The sequence below is a fragment of the Pseudomonas baetica genome, from assembly GCF_002813455.1.
Lineage (GTDB): Bacteria > Pseudomonadota > Gammaproteobacteria > Pseudomonadales > Pseudomonadaceae > Aquipseudomonas > Aquipseudomonas baetica.
Genome location: NZ_PHHE01000001.1, coordinates 2,002,544 through 2,018,694, shown reverse-complemented (window position 1 = coordinate 2,018,694; position 16,151 = coordinate 2,002,544). Strand labels below are relative to the sequence as shown.

Annotated in this window: 20 protein-coding genes and 1 pseudogene; 3 read left to right on the top strand and 18 right to left on the bottom strand. The window is 51.5% G+C overall.

Going from position 1 to position 16,151, the window contains the following annotated elements:
* Positions 1-46: 46 nt before the first annotated feature.
* The 5 genes from ATI02_RS09230 to ATI02_RS33245 all read right to left on the bottom strand — a co-directional run bounded on the left by ATI02_RS09230 (position 47) and on the right by ATI02_RS33245 (position 4,802).
* On the bottom strand, positions 47-427 hold the full coding sequence (locus ATI02_RS09230) for a hypothetical protein (RefSeq protein WP_100846105.1): 381 nt from the start codon (positions 425-427) through the stop codon (positions 47-49).
* Between the two features lie 95 nt (positions 428-522).
* Positions 523-1,685 (bottom strand): IS3 family transposase gene (locus ATI02_RS09225; protein ID WP_095191983.1). Its coding sequence is split into 2 segments (ribosomal slippage): positions 523-1,430 and positions 1,430-1,685, totalling 1,164 coding nucleotides; the frame shifts between segments, so codons are not numbered across the junction.
* Between the two features lie 601 nt (positions 1,686-2,286).
* On the bottom strand, positions 2,287-3,531 hold the full coding sequence (locus tag ATI02_RS09215) for a secretin GspD/PilQ domain-containing protein (protein ID WP_100846115.1): 1,245 nt from the start codon (positions 3,529-3,531) through the stop codon (positions 2,287-2,289).
* A gap of 53 nt (positions 3,532-3,584) precedes the next feature.
* On the bottom strand, positions 3,585-4,622 hold the full coding sequence (locus ATI02_RS09210) for a zonular occludens toxin domain-containing protein (protein ID WP_100846114.1): 1,038 nt from the start codon (positions 4,620-4,622) through the stop codon (positions 3,585-3,587).
* Between the two features lie 3 nt (positions 4,623-4,625).
* On the bottom strand, positions 4,626-4,802 hold the full coding sequence (locus ATI02_RS33245) for a DUF2523 family protein (protein ID WP_420875212.1): 177 nt from the start codon (positions 4,800-4,802) through the stop codon (positions 4,626-4,628).
* Here ATI02_RS33245 and ATI02_RS32625 point away from each other — a divergent pair.
* Positions 4,717-4,926: a hypothetical protein gene (locus tag ATI02_RS32625; protein WP_238156170.1), complete on the top strand. Its 210-nt coding sequence runs from the start codon at positions 4,717-4,719 to the stop codon at positions 4,924-4,926. The two genes, ATI02_RS33245 and ATI02_RS32625, sit on opposite strands and share 86 nt — an antisense overlap.
* Here the strand turns inward: ATI02_RS32625 and ATI02_RS31965 are convergent.
* From ATI02_RS31965 to ATI02_RS09175, 6 genes are all read right to left on the bottom strand, one after another.
* Positions 4,923-5,987 (bottom strand): hypothetical protein, encoded by a 1,065-nt coding sequence (locus ATI02_RS31965; RefSeq protein ID WP_146166058.1) that lies wholly within the window; start codon positions 5,985-5,987, stop codon positions 4,923-4,925. The genes ATI02_RS32625 and ATI02_RS31965 overlap by 4 nt on opposite strands.
* Positions 5,988-6,163: 176 nt before the next feature.
* Positions 6,164-6,391 carry a hypothetical protein gene (locus tag ATI02_RS09195; RefSeq protein WP_016983066.1) on the bottom strand — a complete coding sequence of 76 codons (228 nt, stop codon included), beginning with the start codon at positions 6,389-6,391 and terminating at the stop codon, positions 6,164-6,166.
* Positions 6,392-6,625: 234 nt separating this feature from the next.
* Positions 6,626-6,922: a propanediol utilization protein gene (locus ATI02_RS09190; protein ID WP_100846111.1), complete on the bottom strand. Its 297-nt coding sequence runs from the start codon at positions 6,920-6,922 to the stop codon at positions 6,626-6,628.
* A 9-nt stretch (positions 6,923-6,931) separates the two neighbouring features.
* A complete protein-coding gene (locus ATI02_RS09185) occupies positions 6,932-7,189 on the bottom strand; it encodes a hypothetical protein (RefSeq protein ID WP_100846110.1) in 258 nt (85 codons plus the stop codon).
* Positions 7,189-7,368 (bottom strand): hypothetical protein, encoded by a 180-nt coding sequence (locus ATI02_RS09180; RefSeq protein WP_100846109.1) that lies wholly within the window; start codon positions 7,366-7,368, stop codon positions 7,189-7,191. The genes ATI02_RS09185 and ATI02_RS09180 overlap by 1 nt, the downstream gene beginning before the upstream one ends.
* A gap of 50 nt (positions 7,369-7,418) precedes the next feature.
* Positions 7,419-8,552, bottom strand: coding sequence for a phage/plasmid replication domain-containing protein (locus ATI02_RS09175; RefSeq protein WP_016983069.1), 1,134 nt, complete (start codon positions 8,550-8,552; stop codon positions 7,419-7,421).
* Between the two features lie 132 nt (positions 8,553-8,684).
* Here ATI02_RS09175 and ATI02_RS09170 point away from each other — a divergent pair, with 132 nt between their 5' ends.
* Positions 8,685-9,041, top strand: a complete 357-nt coding sequence (locus ATI02_RS09170; RefSeq protein ID WP_238156169.1) for a helix-turn-helix domain-containing protein — start codon at positions 8,685-8,687, stop codon at positions 9,039-9,041.
* A 102-nt stretch (positions 9,042-9,143) separates the two neighbouring features.
* A complete protein-coding gene (locus ATI02_RS09165) occupies positions 9,144-9,356 on the top strand; it encodes a hypothetical protein (RefSeq protein WP_100846107.1) in 213 nt (70 codons plus the stop codon).
* Positions 9,357-9,642: 286 nt separating this feature from the next.
* On the opposite strand, the gene ATI02_RS09160 is transcribed toward ATI02_RS09165, so the two are convergent.
* The 7 genes and pseudogenes from ATI02_RS09160 to ATI02_RS09130 form a co-directional block, all read right to left on the bottom strand.
* On the bottom strand, positions 9,643-9,903 hold the full coding sequence (locus tag ATI02_RS09160) for a hypothetical protein (RefSeq protein WP_100846106.1): 261 nt from the start codon (positions 9,901-9,903) through the stop codon (positions 9,643-9,645).
* A gap of 399 nt (positions 9,904-10,302) precedes the next feature.
* Complete coding sequence (locus ATI02_RS09155; protein ID WP_100846105.1) at positions 10,303-10,683, bottom strand: hypothetical protein; 381 nt, start codon at positions 10,681-10,683, stop codon at positions 10,303-10,305.
* Positions 10,684-10,817: 134 nt separating this feature from the next.
* On the bottom strand, positions 10,818-11,249 hold the full coding sequence (locus ATI02_RS09150; RefSeq protein WP_100846104.1) for a hypothetical protein: 432 nt from the start codon (positions 11,247-11,249) through the stop codon (positions 10,818-10,820).
* Positions 11,250-11,531: 282 nt separating this feature from the next.
* Positions 11,532-12,047, bottom strand: a complete 516-nt coding sequence (locus tag ATI02_RS09145) for a cupin domain-containing protein (protein WP_100846103.1) — start codon at positions 12,045-12,047, stop codon at positions 11,532-11,534.
* A 104-nt stretch (positions 12,048-12,151) separates the two neighbouring features.
* On the bottom strand, positions 12,152-14,554 hold the full coding sequence (locus tag ATI02_RS09140; RefSeq protein WP_100846102.1) for a TonB-dependent receptor: 2,403 nt from the start codon (positions 14,552-14,554) through the stop codon (positions 12,152-12,154).
* Positions 14,555-14,621: 67 nt separating this feature from the next.
* Positions 14,622-15,572: pseudogene (locus ATI02_RS09135) on the bottom strand (FecR domain-containing protein).
* Positions 15,569-16,078, bottom strand: coding sequence for a sigma-70 family RNA polymerase sigma factor (locus ATI02_RS09130; RefSeq protein ID WP_100846101.1), 510 nt, complete (start codon positions 16,076-16,078; stop codon positions 15,569-15,571). Before ATI02_RS09130 ends, ATI02_RS09135 begins: the two are co-directional and overlap by 4 nt.
* Positions 16,079-16,151: the final 73 nt, after the last annotated feature.

The following is a 16,151-nucleotide window of genomic DNA, read 5'->3' as shown; positions in this document are numbered from 1 at the left end:
GAAACTCAACCCGGCGGGCTAGACGAGTCTTTCCCTGATTGACGGATCAACGATTCATTGGAAAGGTCCAGCCGCGAATATGCTTCATGCTCTGCCGAGCAAACGCAACCCATTTGACAGCGTCATTCAACCGGATCTGAACACCAGCGTGCACATCACCTTCAACTGGTAGATCTTTGGATTTTTCGTTTAATACGTAATCGTACTGACACAGGCGCAAGAACACCTCTTCAAGCTCCGAAACCTTTGCAAATGATATTTGCTCGGAGCCATTCATGACTTGTAAAAAATTTAGATACCCTTGGTTTGCCTGCTCACAATTTGTCCGCCAAAACTCACGAAATGCGGCTATTTCGGTACCTTCAGCGGTCTGAAAAGCAACGGAAATTCGAGCTTTTTCTTTGTGAAGATCTTGCGATTGCGTCATGGGATTCCTTATCAAAACTGCTCATTAGAAAGCAAAAATTGTACGTCAGACTCATTCAACAACCAAGGAAGCTATCAGCCGGCAGTTTGTAGTGGTCAACTAATCCCGGACACGACGTTAAGTTTTTTCTCGGCCTGAGCTGGGGCCAGTCCGTTGTTGAATTGGTGCGGTCTAATCCAGTTGTACCGATGCATCAGGTAATGACTGATGTCGCGGTGCGCTTCTTGAGCTGTCATGTAGCCCACGGTCGGTATCCATTCAGTTTTCAAGCTGCGAAACACACGCTCCATCGGCGCGTTATCCCAGCAGTTTCCACGACGGCTCATGCTTTGGCGCATGCGGTAACGCCAGAGCCGTTGGCGAAACTGGCGACTGCCATATTGCGAGCCCTGATCCGAGTGAAACAGAAGCCCTTGAGGCCTGCCACGCTGTTCGTAAGCCATGTCCAACGCCTTGATGACCAGATCCGCATCCGGCTTGTTCGACAGCGCCCAGCCCACCACTCGGCGCGCGTAAAGATCCATAACGACAGCCAGGTAATGCCATTTCCCTTGAGCCCAGATGTAGGTGATGTCGCCACACCAGACCTGATTCGGCGCCGGCACATCAAACTCTCGATTCAATATGTTCGGAATGTCAGGCCGCTCAACCGTCGCTTGTTTGTAGGCATGTGATCCAGGTTGTTTACTGACCAACTCCAGTTCCCGCATCAGGCCTCGCACCTTGAACCGCCCAATTTGCTCGCCGTCTTCCTGCATCATCGACACGATGCTGCGGCTACCGGCGGCGCTTCGACTTTGCGTAAACAGTTCGTTAACCCGGCTGCGCAACCGAAGCCGCTCAACGTCTGGAGTTCGGCGCCTGAGACGATGGGCGTAGTAACACGAACGAGTGACGTCAAAGACTGCGCAAAGCCAATCAACCGGCTCTTGGGGGCTCAGTTGATCAATCAGCGCGTGCGCTCGTGCTCTTCCGACATCAAGAGCGCGGTAGCCTTTTTTAAAATGGATTTCTCCCGCTCAAGTCGAGCGATTCGAGCTTCCAATTCCTGGATTTTCTGTTGCTCTGGCGTCAGCGCTTTACTCTGCGGAGTAACGCCAGTGCGCTCCTGCTGAAGCTGATTAACCCAGCGGCGCAACGCGGACTCAACCACACCAAGCGAGCGGCTGGCTTCGATATGGCTATAGCCTTGATCGAGCACGAGGCCTGCGGCCTCGCGTTTGAATTCAGCGGAAAAAGAACGACGTTGTTTGGTCATCAGACACCTCTATCTGGCGAGCATTCTCGCCTAAATGGGTGTCCGGTTTCATTAGACCACTACAGATCGACCTGACGATGGCTGGGGCTTGGGGTTCGCGCTGAGAGACGTCAGTATTTTCATCCCCTTGAGCAAAGATATCGCTGTTCTAGGCGACTACGAGGCAAACGAGCGAGTGATCCCGTTAGAAAAAACAGAGGTTGCAGCCTTCAACAGTCGAATTATCGGCAATGCAACACGGCAAATTTATGCGCATAGTGATGAATTCGAATTTATTAGCTTGGATAACCGTTTGTTAACTGGAAAGGAGCTACCTGCGATTATCTAGCACCCTACTCGCCCATATACCCCTAAGGAATAACTATGCTAAATAGTTGTTTAGTTTAGTTATATGAGAATGTCAAAGTAGCTTCAAAATAACCGCAGTTATGGTAGCTACGAAAGAGATCAATCCTATCGAAATTGCCAGTGGAATCCAGAATATTTCCGCAGTTACCTTGCTTGCATCAACATCGATCTTCATCGTTTCAGCTATCAATTTGTCGATTTGATTGTGCATTGCGGGCCTCACCAGGCTAACGCCAGAGGAAAATGACGCCTGTCATTGCTTCTCGACCAAAACAGGTGTGAGGAAAAGCACAAGCTCAGTGCTATTAGATACGGTCGAGCTACTGGTAAACAACCATTTAAAACCGGGAATTTTCCCGAGAAACGGAACACTCTTGGTCACTGTCGTGTCGACGTCCGAGTAGACACCGCCAAGGGCCACAGTCTGACCGAAGCCTGAAAAAACCCGGGAGGTAAGCGACGTGGTGTTGATTGGTGGAACACCATTCATGGCGTTGGAATAATCTGGTTCGTCCTTAGAAAGAATAACATCGAGCAATACACCCTTCTCGTTAACGAACGGAGTGACGTCCAAAGATAACGCAGCCTCCTTAAAAGAAATTGATGTTGACCCCTCCCCTGCGGACTGCTGGTAAGGAACCTGAGATCCCTTAACGATTTTGGCTTGGTGTCGATCAGAGGTGTATACGCGCGGACTAGAGATAACGCGGCCTTTCCCGCGCTGTTCCATTGCGCTGAGGGCCACGTCAAGATTGACTGATTTGGAGACGATACCGAATCCAGCAACAGCGGCCGCTGAAAGTCCAAGTGGTACAGACCCAGTGACAGTACCGGCGCCGCTGCCAACAGATCCACCCCATTGGACGCCGAGATTTTTGGAGTAGGATCGATCAACTTCGACTATGCGAGCCTCAATCATCACCTGCTTTCTTGAGTAATCAACAGCAGCAAGATAAGTACGAAAATCAGAAAGCCTGCTGTCAGACATCCGAGCAACAATAATAGAAGAGTCATCCTCAAAGTTAAGGCTCTCGCCCTGATCGAGAGCAAATGCCTTTATAGCGTCAGACGACAAGATATTATGCACTTTAAAAATAGAAACTCTGAAAGACGAATTGGCGGCAGAAGAGCTTGAATCTTTGAGCTGTTGAAAGACGCCATAAGACTGCTTTGAATACTCGCTAGGGCGCTGGAGTGAGCTTACGCGCAAAAAGTTACCTTCTACGCTATATAGCAAGCCCTTGGCAGACGATACATATTCAATTGCCTCATCCCAGGTGACATCCTTCATTCGCATGGAAAGCGAACCGTGAATACTGTCATCCAGCACAAGATTTAAACCACGATAGTCGGCAAGGAGTTGTAATGCCGAAGAAACTTGAATGCTTTGAAAGTCAAAATTAAGCGGAGGCGTAACAGTTTCAGCTTGGGAAACAGATAAAAAAAGAACAAGGCTAATGGACAGGCAGAAACGGTGAATCATCTTAGAGTTAATCATGACTGGAGTTCCAAGTGGTGGGTGGATTAATTAGCGGCGTCGTTTGCGCTACGCTAAACACCACCGCCAATTAACCCACCTACAATGGGGATAGACTTTTTAAGCGACCAGTTGGTGACCTTGAAGCCATCGACTATGCAATAGGCTTCAATGTAATCAGGAAAGTATCGACAGTTAGAAAACGAAATGTATCGAGTGTTTCCATTATTATCTGCTATTAAGGCTAAAGCCTCAGCGACAGCTTTAGAGGACTGGTCTGGTTTTGATGGATGAATAAACCCAACTAAACGCCAAGTCGTAGAAATAGCAGGTTCAGATGATTTGATTGGTGGCTTTGAAACAGACGAAGGAATATCGTGTTCTACCACACCGGGAGAGCTAGCGGAAAAGAAACTCTTTACCCCAAAAATGCCTAGGCCGATAAATAAAACAAACACGACAATTGTTGACCAAAGACCGAACGAACGAAGAATACTGGCACGACCGTCAGCAGACGACTCATCACCAACAGCTCCCGAATCAGATTGAGTTGCTGATTTATAGAAAGAATAAACAGAAGGCTTGAATGTGCCTGCCGTAGTTCTTACAAGCTTCGATTTTGACGGGGAGTCACCAGTAACAGCGCCGTTATAAATGTCAACCTTAAAAGCTTTCTTGCTCAGCTTTCTAATTCTATACGTGGTTTCAATTAAAAGACGAACCCACGACGAAATTTGCGCTAGATCTTGCGTAACCAATACAACACGCATTGAGTTGTTATTTGCATCAACACGATGCCGGTGTTCAGCTAACAGGGATTTATCAGTAAAGTTTGCGTGATTTGTATTTTGACCTGCCGGCCAACGCCTCCAGCATTCATCGATGATCGCAACAGATCCGGGAGGAATAATATGCGAAAGATCATCAAGCTCAAACCAGTTTGGCGGAAGCTGGGTAATGTTGCCGCCGTAAGTAGAAAGAAGATCGTCGATTGACAGCGGAATATTAGTAACCACATGCCTGTTTTGTTTGAGCGAAGGAATTACCACATGCTCAACAACACCATAGCTCTTGCCATGGCCCGGCTTTCCAACATAAGCATGAATAGCCATACATCACCCAATGAATGGAAGCCGACGAATAAAGAAACGAATTAAATATGCACTTATAACACTAATGATTCCATTCGGTATCTGGAACACATTCATGAAATACCAAACCGATGGCGGTATTGCTGTAAACAATCCAGCCGCTTGCTCAACAGTACTTGCAATGGGCAGTGAGTCGATCAAAGTGACAAACGCTGCCCAGATCCAGTCCAACAGATTAAGAAGCATATCAATGAAAAATTGCGCGACATCACTTACTACATCCCTGAGCCATGCAGAGAAATCACTTAGCATGTGGTTTACCTAAGCTGAAAGAATAATAAAAACGGCCAATAAAGCCCACGCCGCCATGAACACAAAGGACAATGTAGGTGCGATAGACTCAAAAATAATGCAGTGGGAATCGAAGGTTATATTTGTTCCAAAAAGATCAATAGTTGCAACGGGGCACGCTGCACCAGGATCACCGATATTTTGAAAAGAGGATTTGATTGTGGTGTACGTAACAGATTCCTGAAAGGTCGAACTGAAGCCTAGATATTGCGAAGCTATGCGAGGCTTTCGCTGACCTTCCCTAGGATCAAGATCAGGCTTTCCGGGGGTCTTAAAGCCATCATTGGAGCTACCACCCTCTCCACTCCCATCACCGTTCCCATCACCAGAACCGTCTCCACCACCCTCACCACCAGTGCTATCGCAGGTATTGTTGGGGAGAGTTGTGTCGCAATCTTCATCCTCACCACCAGTCTCTGAGCCATTCAGGCTAGAACCGGTTTCATAAGGAATTGAGGTGTTAACTGAACAGCTCGTCCCATCACCGTTATCAGCTGTGACTAAAGTGAAGCCATAATTACAAAAACCAGTTTGTGCATCCGATGATAAAACAAAGCAGTCCTTGGTATTGGCGGCATCAGGCTTTTCATATAAGCAATTACCCGAACACACAGAAGATGGAGATGAACCAACCACATAGTTCTTACCATCACTGCGCACTACCGAGGAATAAGGGCCGCGACTGACAATGGCAGCAGGAGCGCCTGCGCACTCGTTAGGTACGTGCTCATTCGAAATGTGTTGTTTGATTACTGCTGGATGCCGCTTTACAGAAACCTCACCCCATTTATTGGTTCTGTTGTAATAGCAGTAACCTGAACCAGCTGCTACAGGATCACCTGTGTCGGTAAGTGTGCCCCAATGATTGAAAGTAAGATTTGTATAGGTAACGTCCGTATATGTGGAAAGCACAAAGGTACACGCTGCATCAGGTGTCGGATACTCAGTTACACCGTCGGCAATCGTGTAGTAATAACCGGCAAAGCTATTGGCACTAAAAAGCGCGGTTAAAAAGAAAAAAGCCGTTGCTCTCATATCACCACCCCGAGAAGGTAGCGAACGAGCAACCACAACCGATGCAAAACATAGCAAAGTAATAGAGCTGATCCATTTTGCAGGCCTCAGGCAAATAGCGAGACTCTTCGCTGTTGCAAATATTCAGGTAAAAAAAAGGGTGCCCGAAGACACCCAGGTCAATCAGAAGAGGTGATTTAACCGCGCAGGAAACCCAGCACGATTTTGGCACCTTTGATACCGGCGTACACACCGGCCAAGATTCCAGCCACGGCAAGAACACCGACGGAAATAGTGCTGAAATCGATGGAGGAAGTAAGACCGGTATAATCCCAGCCGCCCGCAGGATCAGCGGCGAATACTGATGGTGCAACAACAGCCAAGGCAACAGCAGACACAACTACAGCACTCGTCTTTTTAAACATGATTGAATCCTCAGGATTGCTTGATGAAATTAAGAAACGCCCGGATACCCATAGACCCGATCATAAAGAAAGCGACTAGTGTGAATCCGGCCCCAAATGCTTGCGCCAAAGTAGTTGGATCAAGCTGAGACGGATCAAAGGGAGGCATGTAAGGCAAAGCCTCCCAAGAAGTAGAACAAACCGGCAAACCGCCATCGATAGAAATCTCAGATGGACAGAAAAGAATGCCGGGCATTACGCAGACTTAGGAGTTGCCGAAGAAATCGGAGCGTTCGAACTGACACGACGCCCTTGGCGAGGATCGACTTCAAAAATGAGACGGTCATCCCGAACCTGTGCAATAACATCGCACTCATACTTTCCCGGCTGAGGAACCTGCTGTGGGGTTTCAGCGTAAAAAGTACATTTTTGCGGGTATGGAATATTTGGCAAGTGAGCATATGCTTCAAACATGCAATAAGGTTTGCCGCTTTTCGCGGCGGTACCACTACGATGATTGCCAGTTACTTCAACTACGATTACGTTAGACATGTAATGCCCTTATCTCAGTGTTGGAAAGCCAGGGACAGTGCCAGGCTTGCGGTATGCCCAACTGGGCGCAATGACTTCAGGGTTGCGCCTGAAAGTCAGAAATTGACGCTTGCTGCGTTGTCGAGCAATCGCCTGATTCGAAAAGTCAGCCAATACAGTTCGCATAACATCATTTGCAATGCTTTTTACTAGCGACTCATCGCTAACGTGGTTGCGAATATCGGCCTCAACATTCCAGCGGAGAGTTTGAAACTGTTTCTTATCCATTAGAAACCCATCCATTCAGCCACCGAGGTTGTTCCTGCTTCTTGACGCTCTAGCATCCAGATACGCTCTGGCTTAACACCCTGCTCTTTTCGGGCCTCGACAGCCTTGAGCGCTTGCTCGACCTGCTGAGCAAGAACCGGGTTGATAAAAAAATCGCGAACTTGCTGCTGTTCAGCCAATCTCCTTCGCTGTCCGCTTGTGAGCTGAGTCCCCTGAAAACTTACCGTTCTCACGCGGCAACCTGCTGCAGATGATTAGGGCGCTGGTACCATGTTGGTATAGACAGAGTACTTTTCGTCACTTCCCGACACTGGCGGACAAACACCGGAGCAAAACGACTCGTATCGCAAGCATTGCGAATGTTGATGCCGATACGATTAAGTTTGGCCGCATGTCCTTTTACCTGAGACTTTGAAAAGTCAATGTTGGATGTGCCAGACATCCACTCAAGAGCGTAACTAGCCGTGGTACGAGCAGAACGTAGAGTGTCGCAAACACCCTCAGCAACCAATTGTTCAGCAATGCTCACAATATCCATGGCTGTCACCTTCAACTTTTCATCTATTTTAAGAAACTCACTGTGGAGTTCGGCCAGACGCCTTTCATCAAATAGGCCCCAATAGCAAAGGGCTTCACGCTGTAAATATTCGCTTTTAAGCTCTTGTTCCATGCGGACTACGCCTTCTTGGGCACAGTAGTTTTTTACCCGCTGAACATATTTGTACTCAGGTGAGTCTTCGCCAAAAACACGCTTTATTTTTGGAAGGCAGTTCTGATCCATCTCAAAGGCCTTGTCATATGCCTTTCGATATTGGAGTCGCCCGCCTTTGCCGTTGCCCTTTGGCGTCCAAGCAACAGTGCGACCATTGGGATACAAAAAACCGATGGAATGCCCGATTCGCTGACTAGAAACGCCGCGTAAATAGGCAAGTACATTGCCCTCACCCAACGAAACATTGGTGGTCAGGTCGATCCGTTCAATCTTTGCCCCGTCAGCGATACGGTCGCCGGACTTTGCACCTGACTCACCCTGACGAATATCTAGGCGGGTGCAACGTGTGAAGCCAGGAAGACCGTATTCACGCAACAAAGCGTTGTATACCGAGACGCATTGCTCGATAGAGGCAAACCCGAATAAGTTGTCCAGCCGCCCTACCCGGCTGGGATTTCCTTCAACGCGAATCTTCCGACCCTGAACGTGAATGCTGACGGAGGTAGAGAAGCTCGCTTCATGTTTGAAGCGAGGCTGCCGGGTGCTCAACACTTCATTACTGTTCGCGTCTATCGTTAGGGTAAAGACGTCGCACACGATCGGAAGATCGTGATCGTGCTCCTGCGAAATCGTCAGCCAATCGATGAACATGGGAAATCCTGTCAATATCTGTATTCCAATACAGAAGTGGCAGGATTATGAGACTATCGAATGCTCAAATGCAAGCAGAAATGTACCGATATATAGATACTGTATGGATAGACAGTTAATACGATGGAAAGCATGAGCAACCACGCAGGCAGCAGAGCCATGACCATCGGAACAAATCTGAGACGGTATCGGGAGGCCAAAGGGTTGACCCAACAGGCCGTTTGGGAGGCTGCGGGTATTAGTAAGTCGAGTTACACCTCCTACGAAGCAGGCCGCGGAATGCCGTCGGCTGACAAGGTGGTAAGCCTTGCCCAAGTGCTGGGAACAACCACTGATGAACTCTTATTAGAGCCTTCTGAAATGGTTGTATCCCAAGACATGTTGCCTATTCTTCGGCGGTTTGAAGCCCTACCTGTAGATATCCGTAATCAAGCCAAAATCGCCTTGAAAGGTGTGCTTTTCGGGTACGAGCAAGAAGCGCTGAGATAGCAAAAGCAGGTCGTGTGAAGGTTGGAAAGTATGGAAAACCATACCAAAGTGGGGGTGTAACAACACCCCCACCCGCTTCGCTCCGAAAGCCATGGAGGCGCCATGCTGAAAATGTGGTTTTTCATCATGTTGATTGAGGGAAAGGTGCCTGAAACCTTTGCAAGCGACTCCGAGGCACATTGCAAAGAAAGCATGGCAAAGATGCTGATGATCCAACGAATACAAGGCCAAAAAGCTACGGGTGCCTGTTACGTGAGGGCATCAACCATCGAGGACACTGAAAAACGCCTCATCGGGAAACCTGAGACTCGCTGAGAAATCGGACCTCCGGGACCTATCCTAAGATAGTGCTGGACGTCACGGGACCGTGCAGGCTGCGCGTAAGACCGCGTAAAAAGCTCTTGGCAGAACAATGCGCGAAGTGCCCTCAGAGCGATCCTCAGAGGTTTTAACGCGAAAGAAACCCTCGGTGATTTGTCGATCGCCGGGGGTTTTTTATTGGGCTTGAGAGCGGCCGGCGTTGCCGGGTATCGGCGCGGATGTTGATTAGCCTGGCTACCGATTAGCGTGGCGCCTAATGCCCTGCGGGCAGGTCGAGGTTTCAGTCTGCAACGGGGAAACAGAAGAAGACGTATTGGCGACCAAGATGCGTCGTTGAATCCACCACAAAACGATGAACCTCATCCTCAATTGAAATATCAAGCTCAGAAACGTTGGGGACTTCTTCGGCGAGCGTTGCAGCAATTACGACATGATTATCGCGAGGCGTTACCGAAACGTCGATGTTGGTGGCCACCGTCATTTGACGCGGAACGGTCAGCAGACAGCGAAGAGTCAAAATAGCTTTGCCTTTATATTGCATATGCATCCCCTTGGTTGAAGCATCGAGCGTAACAGATGCCTCAAGCAATGAGAGAGCTTCGAAATCATGATGTTTGGGGAGCGTACAAAAAAGTTTCGCGGGCGCGAAACTGCGGGTCAGGGAGGGAAGTTTCCGAATCGGAAACCTAGGCTAGCCGGAATCCTTCCCTTTTTTGGCTTGGTCAATCCTGGAGAGAAAAGTTTCGCGGGCGCGAAACTGCGGCCATGGAGCGAAGTTTCCGAATCGGAAACTCAGGCTAGCCGGAATCCTTCCCTTTTGGCTTGGTCAATCCCGTCGGAGAGAAAAGTTTCGCGGCCGCGAAACTGCGGCCATGGAGCGAAGTTTCCGAATCGGAAACTCAACCCGGCGGGCTAGACGAGTCTTTCCCTGATTGACGGATCAACGATTCATTGGAAAGGTCCAGCCGCGAATATGCTTCATGCTCTGCCGAGCAAACGCAACCCATTTGACAGCGTCATTCAACCGGATCTGAACACCAGCGTGCACATCACCTTCAACTGGTAGATCTTTGGATTTTTCGTTTAATACGTAATCGTACTGACACAGGCGCAAGAACACCTCTTCAAGCTCCGAAACCTTTGCAAATGATATTTGCTCGGAGCCATTCATGACTTGTAAAAAATTTAGATACCCTTGGTTTGCCTGCTCACAATTTGTCCGCCAAAACTCACGAAATGCGGCTATTTCGGTACCTTCAGCGGTCTGAAAAGCAACGGAAATTCGAGCTTTTTCTTTGTGAAGATCTTGCGATTGCGTCATGGGATTCCTTATCAAAACTGCTCATTAGAAAGCAAAAATTGTACGTCAGACTCATTCAACAACCAAGGAAGCTATCAGCCGGCAGTTACTCCCTAAAATGAACCTTTTAGGGAGTAATGATTGACGTCAGTACACTAGGATTTCAGTACAAGGCTACGAGCCTGAATCCACAGCACGTTAGCGTTATCAACCCAGTTGTAGACGTTTTCCACTCCACCACCAGCCCCGTGCGCCATGACCCATTCTGTGGCGTTCGGTGTGTTTCCAAAAAGCGCACCGGCGTCAGCAAGCCACTGACCAAGAGAGTTCTCAACACCCCAGCCCTGTTCTATCGCTGGATGTCCTTTGACGTTCTCAATAGCGTTGATGGGCAAGACCGACACAAGAATCGTATGGCTGCCAGAACACTCAGAATGCCCGCAGGGGAAAGAAACTCTGAAATCAGGCTTCCAGTTTCCAACGGCTGAAATACCCCTGTCCCACTCCCAGCCAGCAAGATCAAAAAATGCTGCCCAATGGGCCAGGAGCTCGGTTTCAAACTCCAATCCGTTATAGCTGAGAGACATACCATTTACTCTTGAGGGGCCAAATTGAAGGCTCCACTAGACAGACTGCACTGTCAACGGCCTCGCATAATGGACGTTATGGATAAATTCAGCGCCGGGGCTTCGCTATTATCCCGGCGCTAAATTCGTCGAATACGACGGCATAGCTACCATAACGTCATTGATATTACACGTAACAAGATGTTTCTAGCTTTGCACCGACGCACACAGGATTTGAATCTCCAGTATTTCCTCTGAGGTCGCTTTCCGTAAAGCCTGGTCAACTCTTGAAATCTGCCTCTCTCAATCCTCATCCCGCGTCAGCTTTTCAATCAGCGCTCGATGCTGTGGAAACTGCGCCGTGAGTTTCTGTCGATTCCCCATCTCCATATCCGCGAAATCAAACCCAGGCGAAACGGCTTCGCTGATCAAGCCAAATCCGTTCGATCCCTCCAACAGTCGCGAAGCTTTCCAAATCCCGCCCGGTACGTGCAATTGCAGATGCTGTCCTGCCAAAACATCGCTGCCCATCACCAGTGTCTGCAATGAGCCGTCCGCCAGAATCAGGCTGTACTCGATGGCGTCGCCAAGCTGGAAATAATGCAGGATGTCGGACTGGTTGAAATGGAACTGGCCCACGGGCGCTTGCTCGGTCAGCAGATAGTAAATCGATGTCATCAGGTAACGCGGGCCGTTACTGGTTTGGAGCAAATCGCGATGGTCGGCTTGATAGGTTCTGCGAAAATAGCCGCCTTCAGCGTGTGGCTCCAGATTCAGCGCGCAAATCAGATCTTGTGCGGTTAGCGTGTGCTGAGTCATGGCCTGCTCCGTTGATTTTTAAAGTGTTTTTATTAGCTCAACTAAACGGTCATTTAGTGTAGTTAACGGAATATCGACGATTATCGCCGATATTTCCTCCTTCACTAGAAATCCACCGTCGCTGAAAGCAGATACGTTCGCGGCGTTGACAACGTCAATCCCGGCTCGCTGTCATCAGAAGCCCCGGCCGAACTCCAATAACGCTTGTCCAGCACGTTCTCGACATTGGCGCGCAAAGTGACGGTCTTGTCGTCGACTTTAAACGCATAACCCGTGCCTACGTCAAAACGCTCCCAGGAGTCGATCTCCTTCTCGTTCGACTGATCCAGATACTGCGAACTGGAGTAGATGCCGCGCCCTGTCAGTGTCAGCCCCTGCACGTTCGGCACGTCCCATTCCGCGCCGAGGTTGACGTTGTACTTGGGCGTCGCCGGCGCGCGATTGCCATCGAACGTGCCGTTGGTGGTTTTAGTCAACTCGCTGTCGATGTACATCACACCGCCGAGCAGTCGAACGCCCTTCAGCGGCTCACCGAACACACTCAACTCCACACCGTCGTTCTGCCGCTTGCCGTTCGGGCCGAACACCCGCGTGGTCGCATTGGTTTCATATGCCGGCTGCTTGATGCGGAACACTGCCGCCGTCAACGCATACGCCCCAGCATCGTATTTGGCACCGACCTCAACCTGACGGCTGATAAAAGGCGGGAAGATTTCGTCTTCGTTCACCGATGTCGAAGGCGCAATCTTGCCCTGACTCAGGCCTTCCATGTAGTTGGCGTACAGGGACAACTTGTCCGTCGCCTTGAACAGGATGCCGCCCGATGGCGAAACCTTTTCCTCGTCGTAGGCCGTGTCGCCCTTCACATCATCGCTCCAGTCGTCGACCTTCACTCTTTGCCAGCGGGCGCCAAGGGTCAGCAACAGGCGATCATCGAAGAAACCCAAGGTGTCAGACAACGCGACGCCACTGAAGCGGTTTTCGGTGTAGACCTTGGCGTCTTGCCGCGTTGGCGAGCCGGGTTTCACGGTTTCCACCGGGTCGTAGAGGTTGCTGCGCCCTGCCGCATAACGGGCACCACCGTTTTCGAAGTCCATATAAAAGTAGCTGGCAGCCAAGTTGACTTCATGGCTGACGGGCCCCGTGTGGAACCAGTTGCGCACGCCCGCCGTGGCGGTACGGACATTTTCGTCTCGGGTGAAATCGCGCGGCTGCACGCTGAAATCGCCGGCATCATTGGTCACTGAAACGGCATGACGCAGGAAGTCGTGATTGCTTTTGCGAGCACCCACGCCGCCGTACAACATCACCGAATCACTCACGTCGAATTCGCCGTTGACCGTACCGAACGTGTCCTTGGTCCGCGCCTGGCTCCAGGGTTGCGCATAGTTGCTGCGCACGTCATTGGCGTTCGGCACCTTGGCATTGGCGGCGACTTGCACGCGCTCTTGCGGTGCGTCGGTATCGCGTTCGGTATGGCCCATATCGGTCGATAGGCGTAGACGCTCACCGCGAAAATCCAGGCCCAGCACCGCCATGTCGCGATCGACGCTCTGGTGATCCCACTCGGTATCACCAGACTGTTTTACGCCGTTGAAACGCAGGCCGAACTGATTGTCCTCGCCAAAACGCCGACCGACATCCACGGCGCCACCGACCTGATTGTTCGAGGCGTAATTGGCGGTCAATGAAGTGATCGGTTTGTCTGTCGCGCGTTTCGGAACGACGTTGATCCCCCCTCCTACACTGCCCCGCGGCGAAATACCGTTGATGAGTTGGCTCGGGCCTTTGAGGACGTCGACGCGATCGGCCATTTCCATGTCGATGGTGTACGTCGGCAACACGCCGTAAAGCCCGTTATAGGCAACGTCACTGTTGAACAGGCTGAAGCCACGGATGGTGAACTGTTCATAGCGCCCGCCCGCCGGATTGGTCGCGCGCACCGAAGGGTCGCTGGCGATCAAATCGCCCAACGTTCGGGCCTGCTGGTTCTTGACCGTCTCGCTGGTGTAGGTGGTCATGCTGAACGGGGTTTCCATGAAGTCTTTAGACCCCAACAGCCCTTGCGAACCGCGACGTGCGACCTGGCCGCCGGCAAATACGTCGGCTCCTGAAGAATCGGTGGCGCCGAGAATTGAGGTCGGTGCCAGTTGTAGGCTACCGCCCTGCGCCACCGGAATCAGCGTGTAGGCATGCGCGCCTACCGGTTGCCACTGCAGGCCGGAACCGAGCAACAAGCGAGTGAACCCCTCCTCCACGCCGTACTCACCGCTCAAACCCTTGCTGTTCTGGCCGCTGACCAGTGCCGGATCCACCGACAGATTGACCCCGGCCAACCCGGCAAACCGCGTCAGCACCGCACTCAAGCTGCCGGCCGGCACCTGATAACTGCGCCGATCAGCGTCATCGGCCCAACTGGACTGGATCATCAAAGGGCTGGCACTCAGGCTCAGCAGCAGGCTCAACTGCAACAACGGACGCAAACGGCTTGGGAAGACTGCGGGCATTGGAAGAAGCTCTCGATTTTGTTCACTTGCCTGGAATGACCAGCGAGGCGAAAAAAAGGGACAGGCTTCAGCCAATTTTTTTCTGAGGCATGAGGGAAACCCAGAAACGGGTACGTGTATGCACTTCGATCGGCAGGCTTGCCGCCAGCAGCGAAAGCACCTGGTCGGTATTGTCGAGACGGAAACTACCCGTGACGCGTAACGCCTCAAGCGCAGGATCCCAGCGCAGCAGCCCTGAGCGATAACGGCTCAACTCGCGCAGAAAGTCCCCCAGCGGCTGGTTCTGCGCCATCAATACACCGTCGCGCCAGCCCGGCATCAAGACGTCGAATGCTGTAACAGGCCCTGCGCCAGACGCTTGCAGACTGACTTGTTGGCCCTGGCTCAACCACAGCGCCGGGCCGTGCAGCGGTTGCAACTGCACCGTGCCGCTGACCACGCAAACCGTACAATCACGCTCGTTGAGTCGCACACAGACCTCACTGCGGCTGACACTGATCCGACCGTAATGAGCGTCGATCATCAACGCTGAACTGCCGGGAACATTGAGCGCCATTTCGCCGCGCACCAGCGTCAACTGACGGGCAGCCAGATCCACGTTTACCGCACTGTTGGTGTTCAGTTGCAGCGAACTGCCATCCGCCAAAGGCAAACGTTTATGTTCGCCGGTACTGGTGTGCAGATCGGCGCGCCAGACGTCCAGCGGCAATTGCCGACTGATCAGCCAGGCTGCCGGCACCAACGCTGCCAGACCGAGCGCGCGTTTCAGCGCTGCCCGGCGCCCCTGATCCGGGCGATCCAGCGTGGCCATGGCCAAGGCCGCCGGCAGATCGCTGAAACGTTGGCGCAACAATTGAATTTTCTGCTAGGCGTTTTCATGGCGGCTATCGCTGCTGCGCCAGTTTTGCAGGCGCGCGTGATCGTCATTCGTCGCTTCGCCAGATTCCAGCAACGCCAGCCATTGCGCGGCGGCACGGGCCACTTCGCGTGCGTCTGAATTGGGCGCCACGCGCATCATAGATCCAACATCAAGCAATGCTCGTAAGCTTGCGCCATGTAACGTTTTACAGTGCGTTCAGAGACCTGCAAACGCTCGGCGATCTCGCGGTAGCCGAGGCCCTCGAGCTGACTCCACAAAAACGCCCGGCGCACCGTTCGCGGCAAACCATCGAGCAATTCATCCAGCGCTTGCAGGGTTTCCAGCAACAACCAGCGCTGCTCCGGCGAAGGCACGCTCTCCTCTGGCAATTGCGCCAGGGCCTCCAGATAGGCTTTTTCCAGACTGCGGCGCGTGTAGAAATTGCTCAGCAAGCGTTTGCCCACGGTCAGCAAATAAGCCCGTGGCTCGCGCATATCGGCAACAGGTTGAGCGCTGCACAGTACGCGCAAGAAGGTGTCCTGACTCAGGTCTGCCGCATCCCGCGCGTTGCCCATGCGCCGACGCAGCCAGGTTTCCAGCCAGCCGCGATGCTCGCGGTACAAGTCGTGCAGGTTCTGCTCCGAGGCCGGCGCTGCTTCAATCATCCAGGAGACCCTGCGCGAAGTTAGATTCAAATGAGACTGATTCTATTTAACTTCGCGTGGGACACAAAGGGCT